This window comes from Streptomyces griseoloalbus (genome assembly GCA_014650015.1).
GTDB lineage: Bacteria > Actinomycetota > Actinomycetes > Streptomycetales > Streptomycetaceae > Streptomyces > Streptomyces griseoloalbus.
Map to the genome: position 1 here is coordinate 42,195 of BMUD01000031.1, position 17,795 is coordinate 59,989.

The 17,795-nt window shown below is 71.1% G+C and carries 18 protein-coding genes and 1 tRNA gene; 12 read left to right on the forward strand and 7 right to left on the reverse strand.

The features are described from left to right. The first annotated feature begins 176 nt into the window (after positions 1-176). From IE178_RS31985 to IE178_RS32010, 6 genes are all read left to right on the forward strand, one after another. Positions 177-614 (forward strand): DUF3052 domain-containing protein, encoded by a 438-nt coding sequence (locus IE178_RS31985; RefSeq protein ID WP_184766411.1) that lies wholly within the window; start codon positions 177-179, stop codon positions 612-614. A 114-nt stretch (positions 615-728) separates the two neighbouring features. Next, positions 729-1,187: a peroxiredoxin gene (locus IE178_RS31990; RefSeq protein WP_184766410.1), complete on the forward strand. Its 459-nt coding sequence runs from the start codon at positions 729-731 to the stop codon at positions 1,185-1,187. 113 nt (positions 1,188-1,300) lie between these two features. Further along, positions 1,301-1,876, forward strand: a complete 576-nt coding sequence (locus IE178_RS31995; RefSeq protein WP_184766409.1) for a calcium homeostasis/redox stress adaptation protein — start codon at positions 1,301-1,303, stop codon at positions 1,874-1,876. Positions 1,877-2,009: 133 nt separating this feature from the next. Next, positions 2,010-2,585, forward strand: coding sequence for a TerD family protein (locus IE178_RS32000; protein ID WP_184766408.1), 576 nt, complete (start codon positions 2,010-2,012; stop codon positions 2,583-2,585). Positions 2,586-2,634: 49 nt separating this feature from the next. Beyond that, complete coding sequence (locus IE178_RS32005; protein ID WP_184766407.1) at positions 2,635-3,774, forward strand: DUF475 domain-containing protein; 1,140 nt, start codon at positions 2,635-2,637, stop codon at positions 3,772-3,774. A gap of 133 nt (positions 3,775-3,907) precedes the next feature. Beyond that, positions 3,908-4,645: a TerD family protein gene (locus IE178_RS32010; protein ID WP_184766406.1), complete on the forward strand. Its 738-nt coding sequence runs from the start codon at positions 3,908-3,910 to the stop codon at positions 4,643-4,645. Positions 4,646-4,889: 244 nt separating this feature from the next. Here IE178_RS32010 and IE178_RS32015 read toward each other — a convergent pair whose 3' ends face one another. Beyond that, a complete protein-coding gene (locus tag IE178_RS32015; protein WP_193514686.1) occupies positions 4,890-5,855 on the reverse strand; it encodes a TerD family protein in 966 nt (321 codons plus the stop codon). Between the two features lie 171 nt (positions 5,856-6,026). Between IE178_RS32015 and IE178_RS32020 the strand changes: the two genes are divergently transcribed. The 3 genes from IE178_RS32020 to IE178_RS32030 all read left to right on the forward strand — a co-directional run bounded on the left by IE178_RS32020 (position 6,027) and on the right by IE178_RS32030 (position 10,781). Next, a complete protein-coding gene (locus IE178_RS32020; RefSeq protein ID WP_184766404.1) occupies positions 6,027-7,193 on the forward strand; it encodes an HpcH/HpaI aldolase/citrate lyase family protein in 1,167 nt (388 codons plus the stop codon). Between the two features lie 109 nt (positions 7,194-7,302). Next, complete coding sequence (locus IE178_RS32025; RefSeq protein WP_193514701.1) at positions 7,303-9,969, forward strand: phosphoribosyltransferase; 2,667 nt, start codon at positions 7,303-7,305, stop codon at positions 9,967-9,969. Beyond that, positions 9,969-10,781 carry an HAD family hydrolase gene (locus tag IE178_RS32030; protein ID WP_184766403.1) on the forward strand — a complete coding sequence of 271 codons (813 nt, stop codon included), beginning with the start codon at positions 9,969-9,971 and terminating at the stop codon, positions 10,779-10,781. Before IE178_RS32025 ends, IE178_RS32030 begins: the two co-directional genes overlap by 1 nt. Positions 10,782-10,790: 9 nt before the next feature. Here the strand turns inward: IE178_RS32030 and IE178_RS32035 are convergent, their stop codons facing one another. Beyond that, positions 10,791-11,507, reverse strand: a complete 717-nt coding sequence (locus IE178_RS32035) for a DedA family protein (RefSeq protein ID WP_184766402.1) — start codon at positions 11,505-11,507, stop codon at positions 10,791-10,793. 131 nt (positions 11,508-11,638) lie between these two features. Here IE178_RS32035 and IE178_RS32040 point away from each other — a divergent pair, with 131 nt between their 5' ends. After that, on the forward strand, positions 11,639-12,781 hold the full coding sequence (locus IE178_RS32040; protein WP_184766401.1) for a sensor histidine kinase: 1,143 nt from the start codon (positions 11,639-11,641) through the stop codon (positions 12,779-12,781). Further along, positions 12,772-13,416, forward strand: a complete 645-nt coding sequence (locus tag IE178_RS32045) for a response regulator transcription factor (protein WP_184766400.1) — start codon at positions 12,772-12,774, stop codon at positions 13,414-13,416. Before IE178_RS32040 ends, IE178_RS32045 begins: the two co-directional genes overlap by 10 nt. Positions 13,417-13,443: 27 nt before the next feature. On the opposite strand, the gene IE178_RS32050 is transcribed toward IE178_RS32045, so the two are convergent. The 3 genes from IE178_RS32050 to IE178_RS32060 form a co-directional block, all read right to left on the reverse strand. Beyond that, entirely contained in the window at positions 13,444-13,665 is a 222-nt protein-coding gene (locus tag IE178_RS32050) for an FmdB family zinc ribbon protein (protein ID WP_193514687.1), read from the reverse strand. Between the two features lie 28 nt (positions 13,666-13,693). Next, positions 13,694-15,133: a hypothetical protein gene (locus IE178_RS32055; protein WP_193514688.1), complete on the reverse strand. Its 1,440-nt coding sequence runs from the start codon at positions 15,131-15,133 to the stop codon at positions 13,694-13,696. Positions 15,134-15,208: 75 nt separating this feature from the next. After that, positions 15,209-16,051, reverse strand: a complete 843-nt coding sequence (locus tag IE178_RS32060) for a DUF4097 family beta strand repeat-containing protein (protein WP_193514689.1) — start codon at positions 16,049-16,051, stop codon at positions 15,209-15,211. 195 nt (positions 16,052-16,246) lie between these two features. On the opposite strand from IE178_RS32060, the gene IE178_RS32065 reads away from it, so the two are divergent. Then, positions 16,247-16,321: transfer RNA gene (locus IE178_RS32065), tRNA-Val, on the forward strand. 111 nt (positions 16,322-16,432) lie between these two features. On the opposite strand, the gene IE178_RS32070 is transcribed toward IE178_RS32065, so the two are convergent. Together IE178_RS32070 and IE178_RS32075 are read right to left on the reverse strand one after the other, a co-directional pair. Then, the gene (locus IE178_RS32070) at positions 16,433-16,774 is read right to left on the reverse strand and encodes a DUF8825 domain-containing protein (protein ID WP_193514690.1); all 342 of its coding nucleotides are present in this window, start codon (positions 16,772-16,774) and stop codon (positions 16,433-16,435) included. Positions 16,775-16,811: 37 nt separating this feature from the next. Beyond that, positions 16,812-17,732, reverse strand: coding sequence for a ketopantoate reductase family protein (locus IE178_RS32075; protein WP_193514702.1), 921 nt, complete (start codon positions 17,730-17,732; stop codon positions 16,812-16,814). Positions 17,733-17,795: the final 63 nt, after the last annotated feature.

A 17,795-nucleotide genomic window follows, 5' to 3' on the forward strand; every position in this document is an offset into this window, starting at 1 on the left:
CACTGCGGGCCATGATGGTGTGCCTGGAGTTGCGGTGACCCGGCCAGGAACGTCACCGTTTCGGCGGTCCGGACGGCCGGGTACTTGCGCGATCCGTCCCGCCCGTGTGGACTACGGCCAAGCTTCGCGCACGCGCGTGGCTGAGATATTCCCAAGACATGATCAGGAGGCAACCCGTGAGCGCGACCGCGGACCACGCGGAGGAGCGGACGAACCCTGCCGCCAGGCTGGGGTTCCAGCCCGGGCAGGTGGTCCAGGAGATCGGCTACGACGACGACGTCGACCAGGAGCTCCGCGAGGCCATTGAGGGCGTCATCGAGAGCGACCTTGTCGATGAGGACTACGACGACGTGGCCGACGCCGTTGTGTTGTGGTTCCGCGACGACGACGGCGACCTGACGGATGCGCTGGTGGATGCCACCACGTACATCGAAGAAGGCGGCGCGATTCTGCTGTTCACGCCGAAGACCGGCCGTTCGGGGTATGTGGAGCCGAGTGACATCTCGGAAGCCGCCACCACGGCAGGCCTGACGGCGTCCAAGAGCGTCAGCGTCGGCAAGGACTGGAGCGGCAGCCGGCTCGCGACGCCGAAGGCGGCCAAGTCGAAGCGGTAGACCACACCCGGGGGCGGGCCGGCCACATCGTGCGTCGGCCCGTCCGCCGGCCCCGCGGGCTCCCTGCGTAGGGTGTTTCCGAGCGAAGCACCCCCCGAAGGGACGAACACGACGATGGCGATCCAGGTCGGCGACAAGGCCCCCGACTTCGAGCTCAAGGACAACCACGGTGCCACCGTGAAGCTGTCCGACTACCGTGGACGGAAGAACGTGGTGGTGCTCTTCTACCCGTTCGCCTTCACCGGTGTGTGCACGGGCGAGCTGTGCGAGGTCCGTGACCACCTGCCGCAGTTCTCCGACCGGGACACCCAGGTACTCGCCGTGTCCAACGACTCCATCCACACCCTGCGCGTCTTCGCCGAGCAGGAGGGCCTGGAGTACCCGCTGCTCAGCGACTTCTGGCCGCACGGCAACGTCTCGCGCGCGTACGGCGTCTTCGACGAGGACAAGGGATGCGCCGTGCGCGGGACCTTCATCATCGACAAGGAGGGCGTCGTGCGCTGGACCGTCCTCAACGGTCTGCCGGACGCCCGTGACCTGAACGAGTACGTCAAGGCGCTCGACAGCCTGTGATTCTCCGGCTCCAGGACCTGCGGGCGCCGGGAACCCGTCACTAGGATCGACTCGTTGATCCGACATCCAACGCACTACGGGGCTTCCCGCCCCCGGACACCAATGGAGGACTCGTGGGAGTCAGCCTCAGCAAGGGCGGCAACGTATCGCTGACCAAGGAGGCGCCGGGCCTGACCGCGGTCATCATCGGACTGGGGTGGGACGTCCGCACCACGACCGGCACCGACTTCGACCTGGACGCCAGCGCGCTGCTGCTGAACAACTCGGGCAAGGTCGGCAGCGACGCCAACTTCATCTTCTTCAACAACCTCAAGAGCCCGGACGGCTCGGTCGAGCACACCGGTGACAACCTCACCGGTGAGGGCGAGGGCGACGACGAGCAGATCAAGGTCAACCTGGCCGGCGTTCCTGCGGACATCGAGAAGATCGTCTTCCCGGTCTCCATCTACGACGCCGAGAACCGCCAGCAGTCCTTCGGCCAGGTGCGCAACGCGTTCATCCGCGTCGTCAACCAGGCCGGCGGCGCCGAGATCGCCCGCTACGACCTGTCGGAGGACGCCTCCACCGAGACCGCCATGGTCTTCGGCGAGCTCTACCGGCACGGCGCGGAGTGGAAGTTCCGTGCCATCGGCCAGGGCTACGCCTCCGGCCTGCGCGGCATCGCGCAGGACTTCGGAGTGAACGTCTGAGACGGCCACGTCCCGGGCGGGCACGCCCGAGTCCGGCCGCCTCGTACGGCCACACCGCCCGGCGCCGCACGGTTTACGTGCGGCGCCGGACGCGCAGTACCACCTGAGAAACATCACCTGGGAGGGGACCGGAATGGGTGTCACGCTCGCCAAGGGAGGCAACGTCTCCCTGTCCAAGGCCGCACCGAACCTCACGCAGGTGATGGTCGGGCTCGGCTGGGACGCGCGCTCCACCACCGGAGCCCCCTTCGACCTCGACGCCAGCGCACTGGTGTGCAGCGGCGGCCGGGTCATGGGGGACGAGTGGTTCGTCTTCTACAACCAGCTCACGAGCCCGGACGGCTCGGTGGAGCACACCGGTGACAACCTCACCGGCGAGGGCGACGGCGACGACGAATCCCTGCTGGTCGACCTCTCCAAGGTGCCCGCCCAGTGCGACAAGATCGTCTTTCCGGTCTCCATCCACATGGCCGACGAGCGCGGCCAGACCTTCGGCCAGGTCAGCAATGCCTTCATCCGCGTGGTGAACCAGGCGGACGGCCAGGAACTCGCCCGCTACGACCTGTCGGAGGACGCCTCCACCGAGACCGCGATGATCTTCGGCGAGCTCTACCGCTACCAGGGCGAGTGGAAGTTCCGTGCAGTGGGACAGGGGTACGCGTCGGGACTGCGGGGCATCGCTCTAGACTTCGGAGTCAACGTTTCGTAAAGCCGATCACGGCAGCGGGGGAGACCCGTTAACACACCTGGGGTAGCCAGTGGTTTTGAAAACCTTCGGCTGGTCGTTCGCGGTCACCGCGCTCGGCCTGGTCGCAGCGGTTCTCTTCGGGGGGTGGACCGCCTTCGGCATCGTGGCGATCCTTTCCATCCTCGAGATCTCGCTGTCCTTCGACAACGCGGTGGTCAACGCCGGCATCCTGAAGAAGATGAATGCCTTCTGGCAGAAGATCTTCCTCACCATCGGCATTCTGATCGCCGTCTTCGGTATGCGACTGGTCTTCCCCGTCGTGATCGTCGCCATCAGCGCGCAGCTCGGACCGATCGAGGCGGTCGACCTCGCGCTCAGTGACAAGGACCGTTACCAGGAACTCGTCACCGACGCCCACCCGGCGATCGCCGCGTTCGGTGGCATGTTCCTGTTGATGATCTTCCTGGACTTCATCTTCGAGGACCGGGAGATCAAGTGGCTGACCTGGCTGGAGCGTCCGCTGGCCAAGCTCGGCAAGGTCGACATGCTGTCGGTCTGCATCGCCCTGATCATCCTGCTGATCTCCGCGATCACCTTCGCCACCAACGCCCACCAGCACGGCGGCGCGCACGTCGACAAGTCGTCCACCGTCCTCCTCTCCGGTATCGCGGGTCTGATCACCTACATGATCGTGGGCGGTCTCTCCGGCTACTTCGAGGACAAGCTCGAAGAGGAGGAGGAACGCGAGCACGAGGAGGAGGAGAAGGCGGAGCGCTCCGGCAAGCCCCGCACCGCGGTGGCCATGGCGGGCAAGGCCGCGTTCTTCATGTTCCTCTACCTGGAGGTCCTGGACGCGTCCTTCTCCTTCGACGGCGTGATCGGCGCCTTCGCCATCACCAACGACATCGTGCTGATGGCCCTCGGCCTGGGCATCGGTGCCATGTACGTAAGGTCCCTCACGGTCTACCTGGTCCGCCAGGGCACCCTCGACGAATACGTCTACCTGGAGCACGGCGCCCACTACGCCATCGGCGCCCTCGCGCTGATCCTGCTCGTCACCATCCAGTACGAGATCCACGAGCTCATCACCGGCTCCATCGGCGTCATCCTGATCGGCGCCTCCTTCTGGTCCTCCGTGCGCCGCAACAAGGCGCTGGCGGCGGCCGAGGGAAACGCGGACGAGAAGACTGAGGTCTCCTCCGGAGTGTGACAACCCTCCGGGTGAGGAACGCTCTCGACGGGGCGGCCACCGAGGACCACTCCTCGGTGCCGCCCCGTCGGCCGTCCGGGACATGCGGTCCCGGCGGCCCGAGCGGGGTTCGACAACTGGACTTGGGGCGGGAATGGGTTTCCTGGACGGACTGTGGCGCAGCAACGAGAGCGCTTTCGACTCGGGCAACGCGGCCACCAACGCCATCGAGCTGACCAAACGGCACGGTCAGGTGTCCCTGACCAAACAGGGCGCGGCCACCGGCCATCTGCGGATCAACCTGAGCTGGCGCATGCGGACCTCCGACTTCGGCGGCTCCCAGCGGGAGAGCCTGCTGCGTCATCCCCTCAAGGCGCTCAAGCCACCGGAGGTCATCGGCCACAGCCAGAGCATGGTCAACGTCGACCTCGACCTGGGCTGCCTGTACGAGCTCCAGGACGGCACCAAGGGCGTGGTCCAGCCCCTCGGCGGCTTTCTCGGCGACGTCAACGCACCGCCGTACGTCAAGCTCAGCGGCGACGACCGGTTCGGCTCGGGCTCCGGCGAGACGATCTACGTCAACCTGGACCACCGCGAGAACATCAAACGCCTGCTCGTCTTCGCCTACATCTACGACCAGACGCCCGCCTTCGACCGTACGCAGGCCATGGTCACGCTGTACCCCAGCAACGGCCCGCGGATCGAGATAGGCCTCGACGAACGCCATCCGCAGGCCCGCTCCTGCGCGGTGGTGATGATCGAGAACGTCAAGAACGAGATCATCGTCCGCCGCGAGGTGAAGTTCGTCTACGGATTCCAGGCGGAACTGGACCGGCTGTACGGGTGGGGGCTGCAGTGGGGCAGGGGCTTCAAAACGAAGGCCGGACGGTGAAGGCGGGGCTCGGCTTCTCCCACGGGGACGGTGCCGGGGCCGGTGCGCAGGGTGTTCGGCCCTAGTAGGGCCTGTCTGAGTGGGCAATTCCCGCCTGCCTCGCGACGCCATGCGCGCACTCTCGCCGCACCGGGCGCAGAGCCGAGTACATCCCGTACGAGGCTCTACGTCCGGCATGCCGAGAGCACGCACCTGACGCCGCGAGGCCGCCCTGCGGGCGACGACGCGAATGGTCGGACAGGCCCTAACGGCCGATGAACTGCGGGCCCTGCGGCGGGAGCCGGAAGTCCGGGTCGGGAGCCGCGGTGGGGGCCGGCGGCGGGAACCCGTACCCGGACGGCGCGCCCCCGGCGGCGGCCGTGGCGGGCGCCGACGGGTAGCCGTAGGCGGGCTGAACGGCCGGATGCGGATAGCCGTAGGCCGGCTGGGCGGCCGCGGGCTGCTGCGGCGGGTAGCCGTACGCGGGCTGCGCGGGCACCCCCGCCGGCTGCTCGGGCGGCAGCGGACGGGACACCTCGGGGGCCGGCGGGACGATCGGGGCCCGCGGCTGGGTCAGCGCCTCGGAAGAGGGCCGCTCGGGCGCCCCGTCGGGGGCCGGGACGTGGGTCTGCGCCGTGGCGGGCACCTGCTGGGTGATGACGGCGGAATCGCGCTCCTGCGCGGCCTCCGACTCGTCCACCGAGATGCCGAAGTCGGTCGCCAGGCCCTTCAGCCCGTTCGAATAGCCCTCGCCGAGCGCCCGGAACTTCCAGCCCTCCCCGCGCCGGTACAACTCGCCGCAGATCAGCGCGGTCTCCTGGCCCGTCTCCGGCTTGACGTCGAAGTACGCCAGCGCGTCCCCATCGGCGGCCTGCGCGTCGTACAGCAGGATGCGCAGCGCCCGTACGCTGTCGAACGTGACGCCGTCCGCCGAGGCGACGAGCAGAATCCGGCCGACGCCGGACTCGACACCGGCGAGATCTGTCTGGATCGTGTCGGTGAGGCTCTCGGCGACGCGCTTCTTGCCGAGTCGCCACACCTTCCCGGAAGGGTGCCGGGGCTGGTTGTAGAAGACGAAGTCCTCGTCGGAGCGCACACGATCGTCGGGGCCGAGGAGCAGCGCGGAGGCGTCGACGTCCGGCACCCCCTGCCCGGGCGACCAGCGCAGCACGGCACGTACCGTGGTGACCTCGAGTGGGACGTTCGACCCCTTCAGCATCGCGTGCGTCATGCGGTCATCCTGCCTTCTCCGTCCTGGTCACGACAATGCGGGGGGTGTGAGGCCGACACAGCAGGGTTACCTGAAGTTCATGGCCGGAGGGAACCTCCGACATCGATCTCTACGTACTATTACCGGCCACCTTTTCCGATCACGATCACCCAGAGGCCACGGGGGAGTTCAATGCGTCATTTCGGGCACATCGGCCCTGCGGTGCGGAAACGTCTCTTCTACCGGGAGCCGGGCGAGTTCACGCCGGACTCCCCGGCCCGGCTGCTCTCCGCGGCCCTCGGCGCCACGCTCTACAGCCCCGCGACCCGGCCCCGGCTCGCCGACGACATCGTCAAGCAGGGCGGACGCGGTGTGGTCTCGATGGTGCTGTGCCTGGAGGACTCCATCGGCGACGCGGACGTGGCCGCCGGCGAGGAGAACCTCGTGCGCCAGTTCGCGGACCTGGCCGCGCGGCCCGGGGCGGATCTGCCACTGCTGTTCATCCGCGTCCGCACCCCCGAGCAGATCCCGGACCTCGTCCGGCGCCTCGGTCCCGCCGTCCGGCTGCTGTCCGGATGCGTACTGCCCAAGTTCACCGCGGAACGCGGCCTGCCGTTCCTGGAAGCGCTGGCCACCGCCGAGGCCGACAGCGGCCACCGCCTGTTCGCCATGCCGGTACTGGAGTCGCCCGAACTGCTCTACCGCGAGAGCCGCGTGGAGACCCTGGAGGGCATCTTCCGCGCCGTCGACAAGTACCGCGACCGCGTGCTCGCGCTGCGGCTCGGCGTGACCGACTTCTGCTCCTCCTACGGGCTGCGCCGGGACCCCGACATGACGGCGTACGACATCCAGGTCGTCGCCTCCGTGATCGCCGACGTCGTGAACATGCTGGGCCGCGCCGACGGCACCGGATTCACCGTGACCGGGCCGGTCTGGGAGTACTTCCGGACCCAGGAGCGCATGTTCAAGCCGATGCTGCGGCAGAGCCCCTTCCTCGAGGTGCAGGCCGTGGCGCTGCGCGAGACGCTGATCGAACACGCCATGGACGGTCTGCTGCGCGAGATCTCCCTCGACCGGGCCAACGGCCTGCTCGGCAAGACCTGCATCCACCCCTCCCACGTGCTGCCGGTGCACGCGCTGTCCGTCGTCAGCCACGAGGAGTTCAGCGACGCCCAGGACATCCTCCGGCCGGAACGCGGCGGTGGGGGTGTACTGAGGTCGGCCTACACGAACAAGATGAACGAGGTGAAGCCGCACCGCGCCTGGGCCGAGCGGACCCTGCTGCGCGCCGAGGTCTTCGGCGTGGCGAACGAGGACATCGGCTTCGTGGAGCTGCTCGCGGCGGGCCTGGCGGAGTGACCGCACCGACCGCACCGACCACACCGACCGCACCGACGGAACCGATGGAACCGGCGGAACCGGCGGAACCGACCGCAAGGAATCCATGGAGAAGGTTGTGAACGAGGGGATGCACCGCCCGGTGCGTCAGGGGACGCGAGCCGGCGAGGGCGTCTGGTCCGGCAGCTGGGTCACGGAGCGGCTCGGGGTCGAGCTGGCCGGGGACGACCGGCTGACCGAGCTGCTGGGACTGGCACTGCGCCGCAACCCCAAGCGGGCCCACCTGCTGGTGTCCAACGTCCTCGGCAAGCACGTGCCCCAGGCGCCGTCCGTCGTCCACGGCCACGGCGTCGCACTCGGCCGCCGGGTGCGCGAGCTCCTCGGCGACGAGGCGGACGGCGCGGTCGTCCTCGGCTACGCGGAGACCGCCACCGGCCTCGGCCACTCGGTCGCCGACGGCCTGGGCCTCGCCCCCTACCTGCACTCCACCCGCCGCCCGGTCGCCGGAGCCGCCACCGCCGGCGGCTTCGAGGAGTCCCACTCCCACGCGACCTCCCATCTGCTGCTCCCGGAGAACCCGCGGCTGCTGGCCGGGGACGGTCCGCTGGTCCTGGTCGACGACGAGTTCTCCACCGGCAACACGGTGCTGAACACCATCCGGGATCTCCATCTGCGGTATCCGCGCGGCCGCTACGTCGTGGTCGCCCTCGTCGACATGCGCTCGCCCGCCGACGCCGGCCGTCTGGACGACTTCGCCCGCGAGATCGGCGCCCGTGTCGACCTGGTGACGACCGCCTCGGGCACGGTGCGGCTGCCGGACGGCGTCCTGGAGAAGGGGCAGGAGCTGGTGGCGCGGTACGAGAGCGCCGCGGGAGACGGCCGGTCGTCTGCGGCTGCGTCGGGGCCGGTCACGCCGGCCCCCGCACCCCTTGAGGGTGTCGCCGGCGCCGAGAGCTCCGAAACCGACGGTCGGACGGTGCCCCCCGGGGCACGGGACGTAGTCGAGTCCGCGGCTACCGCCGCCCGGGCGCGACCGGCCCAGGACGGCCCGCACCCCGCCGACAAGCCCACGCACGTCGCGCGCGTCGACCTGCGCTGGCCCACCGGCCTCCCCGACGGCGGGCGGCACGGGTTCACGCCCGCGCACCGCGCCCGCCTGGAGAGCGCCCTGCCCGCCATGGCCGGGCGGCTCGCCGAGGCGCTGCCCGACGGCGCCCGCCGCGTCCTCGTCCTCGGCTTCGAGGAACTGATGTACGCGCCGCTGCGTCTCGCCGGCGCACTGGAGCAGGTACTGGCCCGGGAGAGCGACGCCGAGGTGCGCTTCTCCACCACCACCCGCTCGCCCGTCCTCGCCGTCGACGACCCCGGCTACGCGATACGCACCCGCCTGGTCTTCCCCGCCCACGACAACCCCGCCGACGGCCCCGGCGAGCGCTACGCCTACAACGTCGCCGGCAACGGCTTCGACACCGTCGTCGCCGTCGTCGACTCGGCCGCCGACACCCCCGCGCTGCACGCACCCGACGGCCTGCTCGCCCGGCTCGCCGAGCACACACCGCAGGTCCTCCTCGCGGTCGTACCGTCGTACGCACCCGCACTCCCGGACGCCCGACCGGACGCCCCCGAAAGGCCCGCCACGATGCTGCCCGAGCCCCTCAGAGGCCCTGCCTTCTCCTCGTACGCGCCCGAGGAGGTCGGCTGGCTGCTCCAGGACCTCTCGGAGGTGACCCTGGAGGCGCCGACCGAGGAGCGCGAGGAGGCCATCCAGAGCGGCGGCGCCCACTACGCGGAGTCGCTGCCCGTGGAGTACCAGCCGAGCGAGCAGTACCAGGAGCTGTTCCACACGGCACTGAACGAATCCGCGGCCCGCCTCGCCCACGCGGTGGGCGTGGTCACCGAGACGGTGCTCGCCGAACGGTCCCCCCGCCCGGTGCTCGTCTCCCTCGCCCGCGCGGGCACCCCCGTCGGCATCCTGATGCGCCGCTGGGCCCAGTACCGCCACCACCTCGACCTCCCTCACTACGCCGTCTCCATCGTCCGCGGCCGGGGTATCGACGCCAACGCGCTGCGCTGGCTGGCCGCCCACCACGACCCCCGGGACGTCGTGTTCGTCGACGGCTGGACCGGCAAGGGCGCCATCACCCGCGAACTCGCCCAGGCGATCGAGGAGTTCGAGAAGGCCGAGGGCGTCACCGGCTTCGACCCGGAGATCGCGGTCCTGGCCGACCCCGGCTCCTGCGTGCGCACCTACGGCACCCGCGAGGACTACCTGATCCCCTCCGCCTGTCTCAACTCGACCGTCTCCGGCCTGATCTCACGCACCGTGCTCCGCGCCGACCTGGTGGGCCCGCACGACTTCCACGGCGCCAAGTTCTACCGCGAACTCGCCGGCGCGGACCTCTCGGTGGCCTTCCTTGACGCCGTCTCCGCCCGCTTCCCGGAGGTCACGGACGCGGCCTGCGCCCAGGCCAAGGAACTGCTCTCCACCGACCGCACCCCCACCTGGGAGGGCTGGGCCGCGGTCGAACGCATCAGCGAGGAATACGGCATCCACGACGTGAACCTCGTCAAGCCCGGCGTCGGCGAGACCACTCGGGTGCTGCTGCGCCGAGTGCCCTGGAAGGTGCTCGCCCGGGCCGGGGCGGGCAGCGACCTCGACCATGTACGCCTGCTCGCGGAGCAGCGGGGCGTCCCCGTCGAGGAGGTCGCCGAACTCCCCTACACCTGCGTCGGACTGATCCACCCCCGCTACACCCGGGGCGCGACCGGCGCCGACGGCAAGGCGGTGACGCTCTGATGCCCGTCATCGTCGCCAGCGACCTCGACCGCACGCTCATCTACTCCGCCGCCGCCCTCGCCCTGACCATGCCGGACGCGCGGGCACCCCGGCTGCTGTGCGTGGAGGTCCACGAGAGCAAACCGCTGTCCTTCATGACGGAGACGGCGGCCCAGCTCCTCACCGATCTCGGCGACGCCGCCGTCTTCGTGCCCACGACGACCCGCACGCGCAAGCAGTACCAGCGCATCAACCTCCCCGGCCCGGCGCCCACCTACGCGATCTGCGCCAACGGCGGCCACCTCCTCGTCGACGGCGTGTCCGACCGGGACTGGCACGCGCAGGTGCTCGCCCGCCTGGCCGACGAGTGTGCCCCGCTGGCCGAGGTGCAGGAGCACCTCCTGCGGACCGCCGACCCGGTCTGGGTCCGCAAGCACCGCGTCGCCGACGACCTCTTCGCCTACCTCGTCGTCGAGCGTGAGCTGCTGCGCGAGGAGTGGGTGAAGGAACTCGCGGTCTGGGCGGAGAACCGCGGCTGGACGGTGTCCCTCCAGGGCCGCAAGATCTACGCCGTGCCCAAGCCCCTCACCAAGAGCGCGGCCATGCGCGAGGTCGCCCGCCGCACCGGCGCCGACCTCACCCTCGCCGCCGGCGACTCCCTCCTCGACGCCGACCTGCTCCTCGCCGCGGACCAGGGCTGGCGCCCCGGCCACGGAGAACTCGCCGACGCGGACTGGACGGCCCCCGCGATCAGGGCCCTCCCCGAACGAGGCGTACTCGCCGGTGAACGCATCCTGCGCGAGTTCCTCCGGGCGGTCCGCTCGCCCCGGTGAGGGGTCACCTCACCTCTCGCGGGAACGGGTGAGCGGGCTCGTGCCGTCGGCCGCCGCTCGCCCGTCCCGCCTCCGGCTGCCACCTCCCGGACGTATCAGCCGCAGGACCACGAACACCAGCACCGCCAGCGCGGCCACGCCGAGGACCACCTTCGAGTACGCGGAGACGATGTCCGTCACCTGCTGCCAGTTGTCCCCCAGCACATAGCCCGCGAGCACGAACGCCGTGTTCCAGATCGCGCTGCCCAGTGTGGTCAGCCCGAGGAACAGCGGCAGCCGCATCCGCTCCACTCCGGCCGGCACCGATATGAGACTGCGGAAGATGGGGATCATCCGGCCGAAGAACACCGCCTTCGGCCCGTGCCGCACGAACCACGCCTCCGTCCGCTCGATGTCCGCGACCTTCACCAGCGGCAGCCGCCCCGCTATCGCCACCGTCCGGTCCCTGCCGAGCAGCGCGCCCACCCCGTACAACGCGAGCGCGCCGATCACCGAGCCCGCCGTGGTCCACAGGAGCACGGCGAGCAGACCCATCCGCCCACTGCTCGCGGCGAACCCCGCCAGCGGCAGGATCACCTCGCTGGGCAGGGGAGGGAAGAGATTCTCCAGCGCGATGGCGAGGCCGGCCCCGGGGGCGCCCATGGCGTCCATGAGGTCGTGGACCCACTGCGGTCCGGCGGTCCCGTCCGCGGCCGCTGTGATCGTGTGCGCTGCGATGGCTGTCATGCCGACCACGCTAGAAAACCGGAGCTGAAGGGACCCTGAGGAAATCCGCACGATGCGCTGCGGTCTTCCGCAGCCGCAATTGCGGTTTTCCGCAGTGTGCGCGGTCCTCGCCCCCGACTAGCCTCACGATCATGCGAGACATGGTGCGGCGCGTGGTGCGGTGCGCGGTGGGCCTCATCTGGGGGGCCGCCGCGGCCGTCGTCGAGCTGCTCTGCACAGTCCTGGCCGGTCTGCTCCTGCTGCCCGTCGTGGCCTGGCCGCGTGGCCGTCGCGCCGTGCTCCGCCCGGTCCTCGCCGGCGCGCGAAGACTGACGGAGCTGGAGCGCGCCCGGCTGCGGATCTGGCTGAGGGTCCCCATCTCGCCCGCGTACGAGGACACGCAGGCCCTGGGATACCTGGCCTGCCGCTGGTCCCTGGGCGTGCTGGGCGCGGTGGTGATGGTCTCCGTGGCGATCGGCCTCGGGTACGGCACGTCCTGGATGTACCTCTGGCTGCTGGTCGACGACATACGCGACACCGCGGCGGTCGTGTACACGTCCCTCGGCGGACTCTTCCTGCTCTTCCTCGCCGTGCAGGGGATACTCGGCGTGGCCGAACTGGAGGGGAAGCTGGCCCGCCGCCTGCTCGGCCCCCGCCACCCCGAGGCGCTGGAGCGGCGCATCGCCGAGCTGTCCGCGAGCCGCGCGGCCGTGGTCGACGCGGTGAACGACGAGCGGCGGCGCATCGAGCGGGACCTGCACGACGGGGTGCAGCAGCGTCTGGTCGCGCTCGGCATGCTGCTCGGCCGCGCCCTGCGGAGCGAGGACCCCGCCCGCGCGGACCGGCTGCTGCGCCAGGCCCACGAGGAGAGCCGGCACGCCCTGGACGACCTGCGCGAGGTGGCGTGGCGGATCTACCCCACCACCCTGGACGAGGCGGGACTGCGGGCGGCGCTGGAGACGGTCGCCGAGCGGGCGTCCGTCCCGGTACGGGTGGAGTACGGGCTCACCGAAGAGCCCGAGCGGGCCGTGGGGACCGTCGTCTACTTCGTCGTCTGCGAGGCCGTCACCAACGCGGTGAAGCATGCGGCGCCGACCCGGATAGTGGTCGAGCTGGGATCGAGGGAGGGAGCGTTGTACGTGAGCGTCGAGGACGACGGTCGAGGCGGGGCGAACGCGACGGGCAGCGGATTGTTCGGGCTCGCCCGACGGGTCGCCGCGCTCGACGGGCACCTGGAGGTCCGCAGCCCGCCGGGCGGGCCGACCCTGGTGACCGCGGAGCTGCCATGCGCGTGATCCTGGCCGAGGACTCGACCCTGCTGAGAGAGGGCCTGGTGCGGCTGCTGGCGGAGGAGGGGCACCAGGTGCTCGCCGCCGTCGGCAACGCGGAACTGCTGCTGAAGGCGGTCGCCGAGGACCCGCCGGACGTGGTGGTCGCCGATGTGCGGATGCCGCCCACACACACCGACGAAGGGCTGCGCGCGGCCCTGGAGATCCGTCGGCGCTGGCCTTCGGTGGGGGTGCTGGTGCTCTCGCAGTACGTGGAGAAGCGGTATGCCACGGAGTTGCTGACCGGTGAGTCCGAAGGGGTCGGCTATCTGCTGAAGGACCGTGTCGTCCAGGTCGACGAGTTCCTGGACGCCCTGGAGCGGGTGGCCGGCGGCCGCGCCGCCTTCGACCCGGAGGTCGTGCGGCAACTGCTCGGCCGCACGACCCACACCGACCCGCTCGCCCGTCTCACCGCACGGGAGCGGGCGGTACTGGCCGAGATGGCTCAGGGGCACACCAACGCGGCCATCGCGCAGCGCCTGCACATCTCGCAGAGCGCGGTGGAGAAACACACCAACGCGATCTTCGACAAGCTCGGACTGACAGGAGGTGAGGGATACTCCCGCAGGGTGCTGGCGGTGCTGCGCCATCTCGGCAGCTGAGGCGGCGGCTGGGCCGACCGCCGGTGTTCAGCCGCAGCAGCCCCCGCCGCAGCAGCCCCCGCCACCGCCGGTCGCGCGGGGAGCCGGGGCCGGAGCGGAGGCGGTGCCGGCCACCGCGACCGTGGAAAGGAGCTTGACCGTGTCGTCGTGACCCGCCGGGCAGGGCGCGGGAGCGGAGGACTCCGCCATGGGACGGCTCAGTTCGTAGGTGTCGCCGCAGGTCCGGCAGCGGTACTCGTAGCGAGGCATGGGCACAGGTTAACCGGCGCCATGACGGTCAGGGGGCGGTGGCGCCGCGTTCCTCCCGGATCAGCGCCACCACGCGGCCCACCGTCGCCCGTACCTCCTCCGTCTCCGTCAGGAAGTGCCAGTAGTCGGGGTGCCGGCCCTGCAGGCCGGTGATGGCACGCTCCAGACGGGCCACGGCGTCGTCCAGGGGGCGGGCGTGACGCGGGTCGGGGGTGTTGCGGCCGGCCATGGCCAGACGCTGGGCGTCGCGAATGGTGAAGCGGGTGCGTTCGATCTCCTGCTCGGGATCCTTCTGCACCGCGTTCAGCCGCCGCAGCCGGTCACCGGCGGCCGACACGGCTTCGTCGGTCGTGTTCAGCAGCGCCCGCGCGGTCGACAGCAGCGCGGTCGCGTCCGCCCAGCGCTGCTCGTCGCGGGCGGCCCTGGCCTCGGCGAGCCTGGCTTCCGCCTGGGCCACGTTCTCCGAGGCCAGGCCGGGGACGCGTTGCAGGTCCTGCCAGCAGGCGGCGGTGAAGCGGCGGCGCAGTTCGCTCAGCACCGGTTCCACCTGTTCGGAACGGGTGGTGAGGGCCTGGGCGCGGGTGCGCAGGGAGACCAGCCGGTGGTCGATCTCGGCGGCCCGTTCCGGCAGCCGCTCGGCTTCGGCACGGACCGCTTCGGCCTCGCGCGTGACGCGTTCGGCCCGCTCCAGGGTCCCCGGGACGCCGTGCTGCCCCGCGCCCTGGTTCAGCTTGGTCAGTTCCGGGGAGAGCGCGGCGAGCCGGGCGGCGAGGTCGTCGGCTCTGAGCCCCGATCCGCGTGCCGTGTCGAGGGCGTTCGAGGCGGCGAGCAGTGCCTGCCGGGCGCGTTCGACGGCGGGCGCGAGCCGGGCCAGCTGCGTCTCGGCCTTGCCGAGGAGGGGGCCGAGCCCGTCGGCGAACCGGTCCAGCTCCTGCTTGACCTGCCCGAGCTCGTCCTTGGCGGCGGTCAGCCGGGCGCGGGCCTGGGAGGCGGCCGAGGCCTCCAGGTCGTCGCGGTCGAGGTCGTGGGCGTCGACGGCGCTGATGTACCGGTGGCTGGCCTCGTCGATCCGCCGGCCGAGGGCCTCGAAGTCGGTGACGGCGCGGCGGGCGGCGGGGGTGGAGTCGACGGCGGTGATCGTCTCGATGGAGATCCGCAGGTCGCGCTGGGCGGTGTCGAGTTCGTAGAACGCGGCCGCCGCGGCGTCCTTGGCGGCCTGGGCCTCGGCCCGCTGGTTCTCGGCCCGCCCGCCGAACCAGCGCCGGGTGCCGCCACCGGCGAACGCGGCGGGCAGCACCAGCGCCGCGACCAGCGGCAACCCCAGGAGGGCGAGCGCGTCACGCAGCGCGCCGGGAGCCCGGTGCGGACGTGGCCTCGAACGGAGCGGAAGGAGAGGAGGGGCGGCGCGCCGCGTGCGAGGCGCGCGCGGTTCCGACGGCGAGTACGGCTGCGCTGGTGTCGCCGTCACATCCCTCTCCCGTACTGTCGTTCGCCCTGCCCGGAGTTCATTCTCCCACCGGTGAAGGACGAAGACACGGGTCGGTCAGTTCGCCGTGCGGACGGTGAGTTTGCCGTCGCCGGTGCGGGCGTTCACCACGTGGGAGCTGGAGTCGTCGCGGGGCACGGACACGTTCTCGGCGCCGTCACCGGTCTCGGTGTCCACGCGGTAGGCGGCCCGGGGCAGGTCGATGGTCAGGGAACCGTCGCCGCTGCGGGACTCCACCAGGTCGGGCACGGCGCCGAACGCGAGGCGGACCGAGCCGTCCCCGCTGTGGGTGCGCACCGTGCGGGAGGAGACCTCCGCGCGCACGGACCCGTCACCGGTGCGCAGCTCCAGGGGACCGGTGGAGTCCGTGACGTGGACCGAACCGTCCGTCGTTCGGATGGTCAGCGCGTCGCGGAAGCCCCGGGCCCGCACACTGCCGTCCTTCTCCTCGACCTCGACGGAGACCCCGCGGGGGACCTCGATGCGGTGCTTGGTGGAGCAGTCGGCGACGACGCCCGAGCACTTCTCCCGCAGCACCAGCCGGTCGCCGTCCATGGACCAGGTGACCTTCGGGTCCTTGCCCATGGCGACCGTGCCCTGGAACCACCGGGTGACCTCGACCTTGCCCGGGGGGTTCCCGTCCGCGGCGACGATCTCGAGCGCGGAGTCGTCGGAGTCGATGGTGAGGGTGCTGCCGGGCAGGTCGAAGGACCGGCGGTCGGGATCGTCGTCCTCGGTGGCCGACGCCCCGCAGGCGCTCAGGCCCGCGACGAGCACCACGGTGGCCCCGGCGAGGACGAGGGCGTGCACCCGCACCGCACGGGCGGAGCCGGCGATGCCGGCGATGCGGGCGGTACGGGCGGTACGGGCGGTACGGGCGGTACGGGTCGTGCGGGTCATGGCGGTCTCCCCCTGGACGGACGGTGGCGCTCTCCAGCGGTGCCGGGCGCCCTTCGACCGTACGGACGGAGGGCTCGCCGGGGGATCCGGGCGGCCGGCGGATCAGAGGTGGGGATAACCCCCGATACGGGTTTGCCGGACCGCGCCCCTGGCCATGTAGGCTGTCCACTCGACCTGGGCGCACGCCCGGGTCCCGGGTGCGTAGCTCAGGGGTAGAGCGCCTGCCTTACAAGCAGGATGTCGGCGGTTCGAAACCGTCCGCGCCCACCACGGCCAAGGGCCTTCGGAGTCTCTCCGGGGGCCCTTGTCGTTGTGCCCCTACGAGGTGCCCCTACGAGGGGCCCCTACGAGGTGCCTCTGCTTAGGTGCCCCGACGAAGTGCTACGCAGGCCCCTCCGTGCCCTCGTGGGCGTGCTTCAGCTGGGAGCGGGCGTGTATCCGGTCGGCGCCGGTGAGTTCGGCCCAGTAGCGATGGGTGCTGACGAACACCGCGAGCTCGTGCTCCCGCCGTCTGAGCTTCTCGACCTCGGCCTGTTCGTCCTCCGTCCAGCCGGGCGAGGCGGGGCGCTCGACCTTGCGCCAGCCGTTGTCGTCGCTGAAGCCGTCGAGGGGTTCGACCGACCAGGGGAGCCGCTTCAGCAGGGCCGACAGCTCGGCCCTGACCTGATGCAGTTCCTCCTGACCGGCGAGGAGGTCACTCGGAAAGTCATAGGTCGCAGCCACGACCCAATGATACGCCTGTTCGATTTTGGGTGGCGAGTTACTCGGGGGTCTCTCCCCCGGATCCACCCGTTCCGGTCAACTCTCGCACCACGCGTGCCGTCACGGGAGCCGGTACGCCGTGGTGCTCGGCGGCACGCAGCAACGCGCCGCCGATGGCGTCCAGTTCCAGGGCGCGGCCGGCCTCGGCGTCGCGCTGCATCGACGACTTCATCCCCGGCGGGAACGCGTCGTAGCGGGCGAGTGCCTGGGCCGGGTCCCCCGGACCGCCGCACGCGCGGCTGATCGCGGCCGTCTCCGTCACCAGGGCCGTCAGCTCGTCGCGGTGGGTGGTGCGTACGTCCCCCAGGGAGAGGCCGTACCGCGTGGTCAGCAGGGCCAGCGGGGCCAGGAATGACATTTTGGCCCACAGTGCCGTCGTCTCGTCGTCCAGGACCCCGGCATCCGGGCCGGCGTCGTCGAGGGCGGCGGCCAGGGTGTCCAGGCGGCCGCGGGGTACGGGGTCACCGGTGAGGTCGATCTCCGCGAACGGGCTGCCGTGCTCGATGACCCCCGGCGCCACGCGGGTCGACTCGACGCGGATCACGGCCGGGGCGACACGGTCGGGCCGGTAGCGGAGCCGCAGGGCGGCCGGGTGTTCGACACCGTTCAGGAACGGGACGACGAGGCCGTCGCCCAGGACCGCGGCCGGGACCCGGCCCAGGGAGGCGTCGAGAGCGGTGTGCTTCACGGTGATCAGACACGCGTCGACGGGCTCCCGCAGCTCGGTGTCCGCCTCGACGCGAGCGGTGAAGTCGCCGAACCGCCCGCTGCGGACCTGGAGGCCGTTCTCACGCAGGACCGTCGCCGTCTCGTCGCCGGCCAGGCAGATCACCCGGTGACCGGCGCGGGACAGCAGCGCGGCGAGCAGTCCGCCCACGCCGCCGGGGCCGAGGACGGCCACGGTGAGCTCGTTCGCCACCACGATGAACTCCTCCGCTCTGTCGGCCCCTGGACGGTGGCCGCCTGCCGGGATCATCGCAGT

Coding starts and splice junctions, on each gene's coding strand:
- IE178_RS32010 (WP_184766406.1), top strand. CDS start 3,908: ATGGGTTTCCTGGACGGACTGTGGCGCAGCAACGAGAGCGCTTTCGAC.
- IE178_RS32050 (WP_193514687.1), bottom strand. CDS start 13,665: ATGCCTCGCTACGAGTACCGCTGCCGGACCTGCGGCGACACCTACGAA.
- IE178_RS32040 (WP_184766401.1), top strand. CDS start 11,639: ATGCGAGACATGGTGCGGCGCGTGGTGCGGTGCGCGGTGGGCCTCATC.
- IE178_RS32035 (WP_184766402.1), bottom strand. CDS start 11,507: ATGACAGCCATCGCAGCGCACACGATCACAGCGGCCGCGGACGGGACC.
- IE178_RS32045 (WP_184766400.1), top strand. CDS start 12,772: ATGCGCGTGATCCTGGCCGAGGACTCGACCCTGCTGAGAGAGGGCCTG.
- IE178_RS31990 (WP_184766410.1), top strand. CDS start 729: ATGGCGATCCAGGTCGGCGACAAGGCCCCCGACTTCGAGCTCAAGGAC.
- IE178_RS32000 (WP_184766408.1), top strand. CDS start 2,010: ATGGGTGTCACGCTCGCCAAGGGAGGCAACGTCTCCCTGTCCAAGGCC.
- IE178_RS32060 (WP_193514689.1), bottom strand. CDS start 16,051: ATGACCCGCACGACCCGTACCGCCCGTACCGCCCGTACCGCCCGTACC.
- IE178_RS32020 (WP_184766404.1), top strand. CDS start 6,027: ATGCGTCATTTCGGGCACATCGGCCCTGCGGTGCGGAAACGTCTCTTC.
- IE178_RS32015 (WP_193514686.1), bottom strand. CDS start 5,855: ATGACGCACGCGATGCTGAAGGGGTCGAACGTCCCACTCGAGGTCACC.
- IE178_RS32025 (WP_193514701.1), top strand. CDS start 7,303: ATGCACCGCCCGGTGCGTCAGGGGACGCGAGCCGGCGAGGGCGTCTGG.
- IE178_RS32030 (WP_184766403.1), top strand. CDS start 9,969: ATGCCCGTCATCGTCGCCAGCGACCTCGACCGCACGCTCATCTACTCC.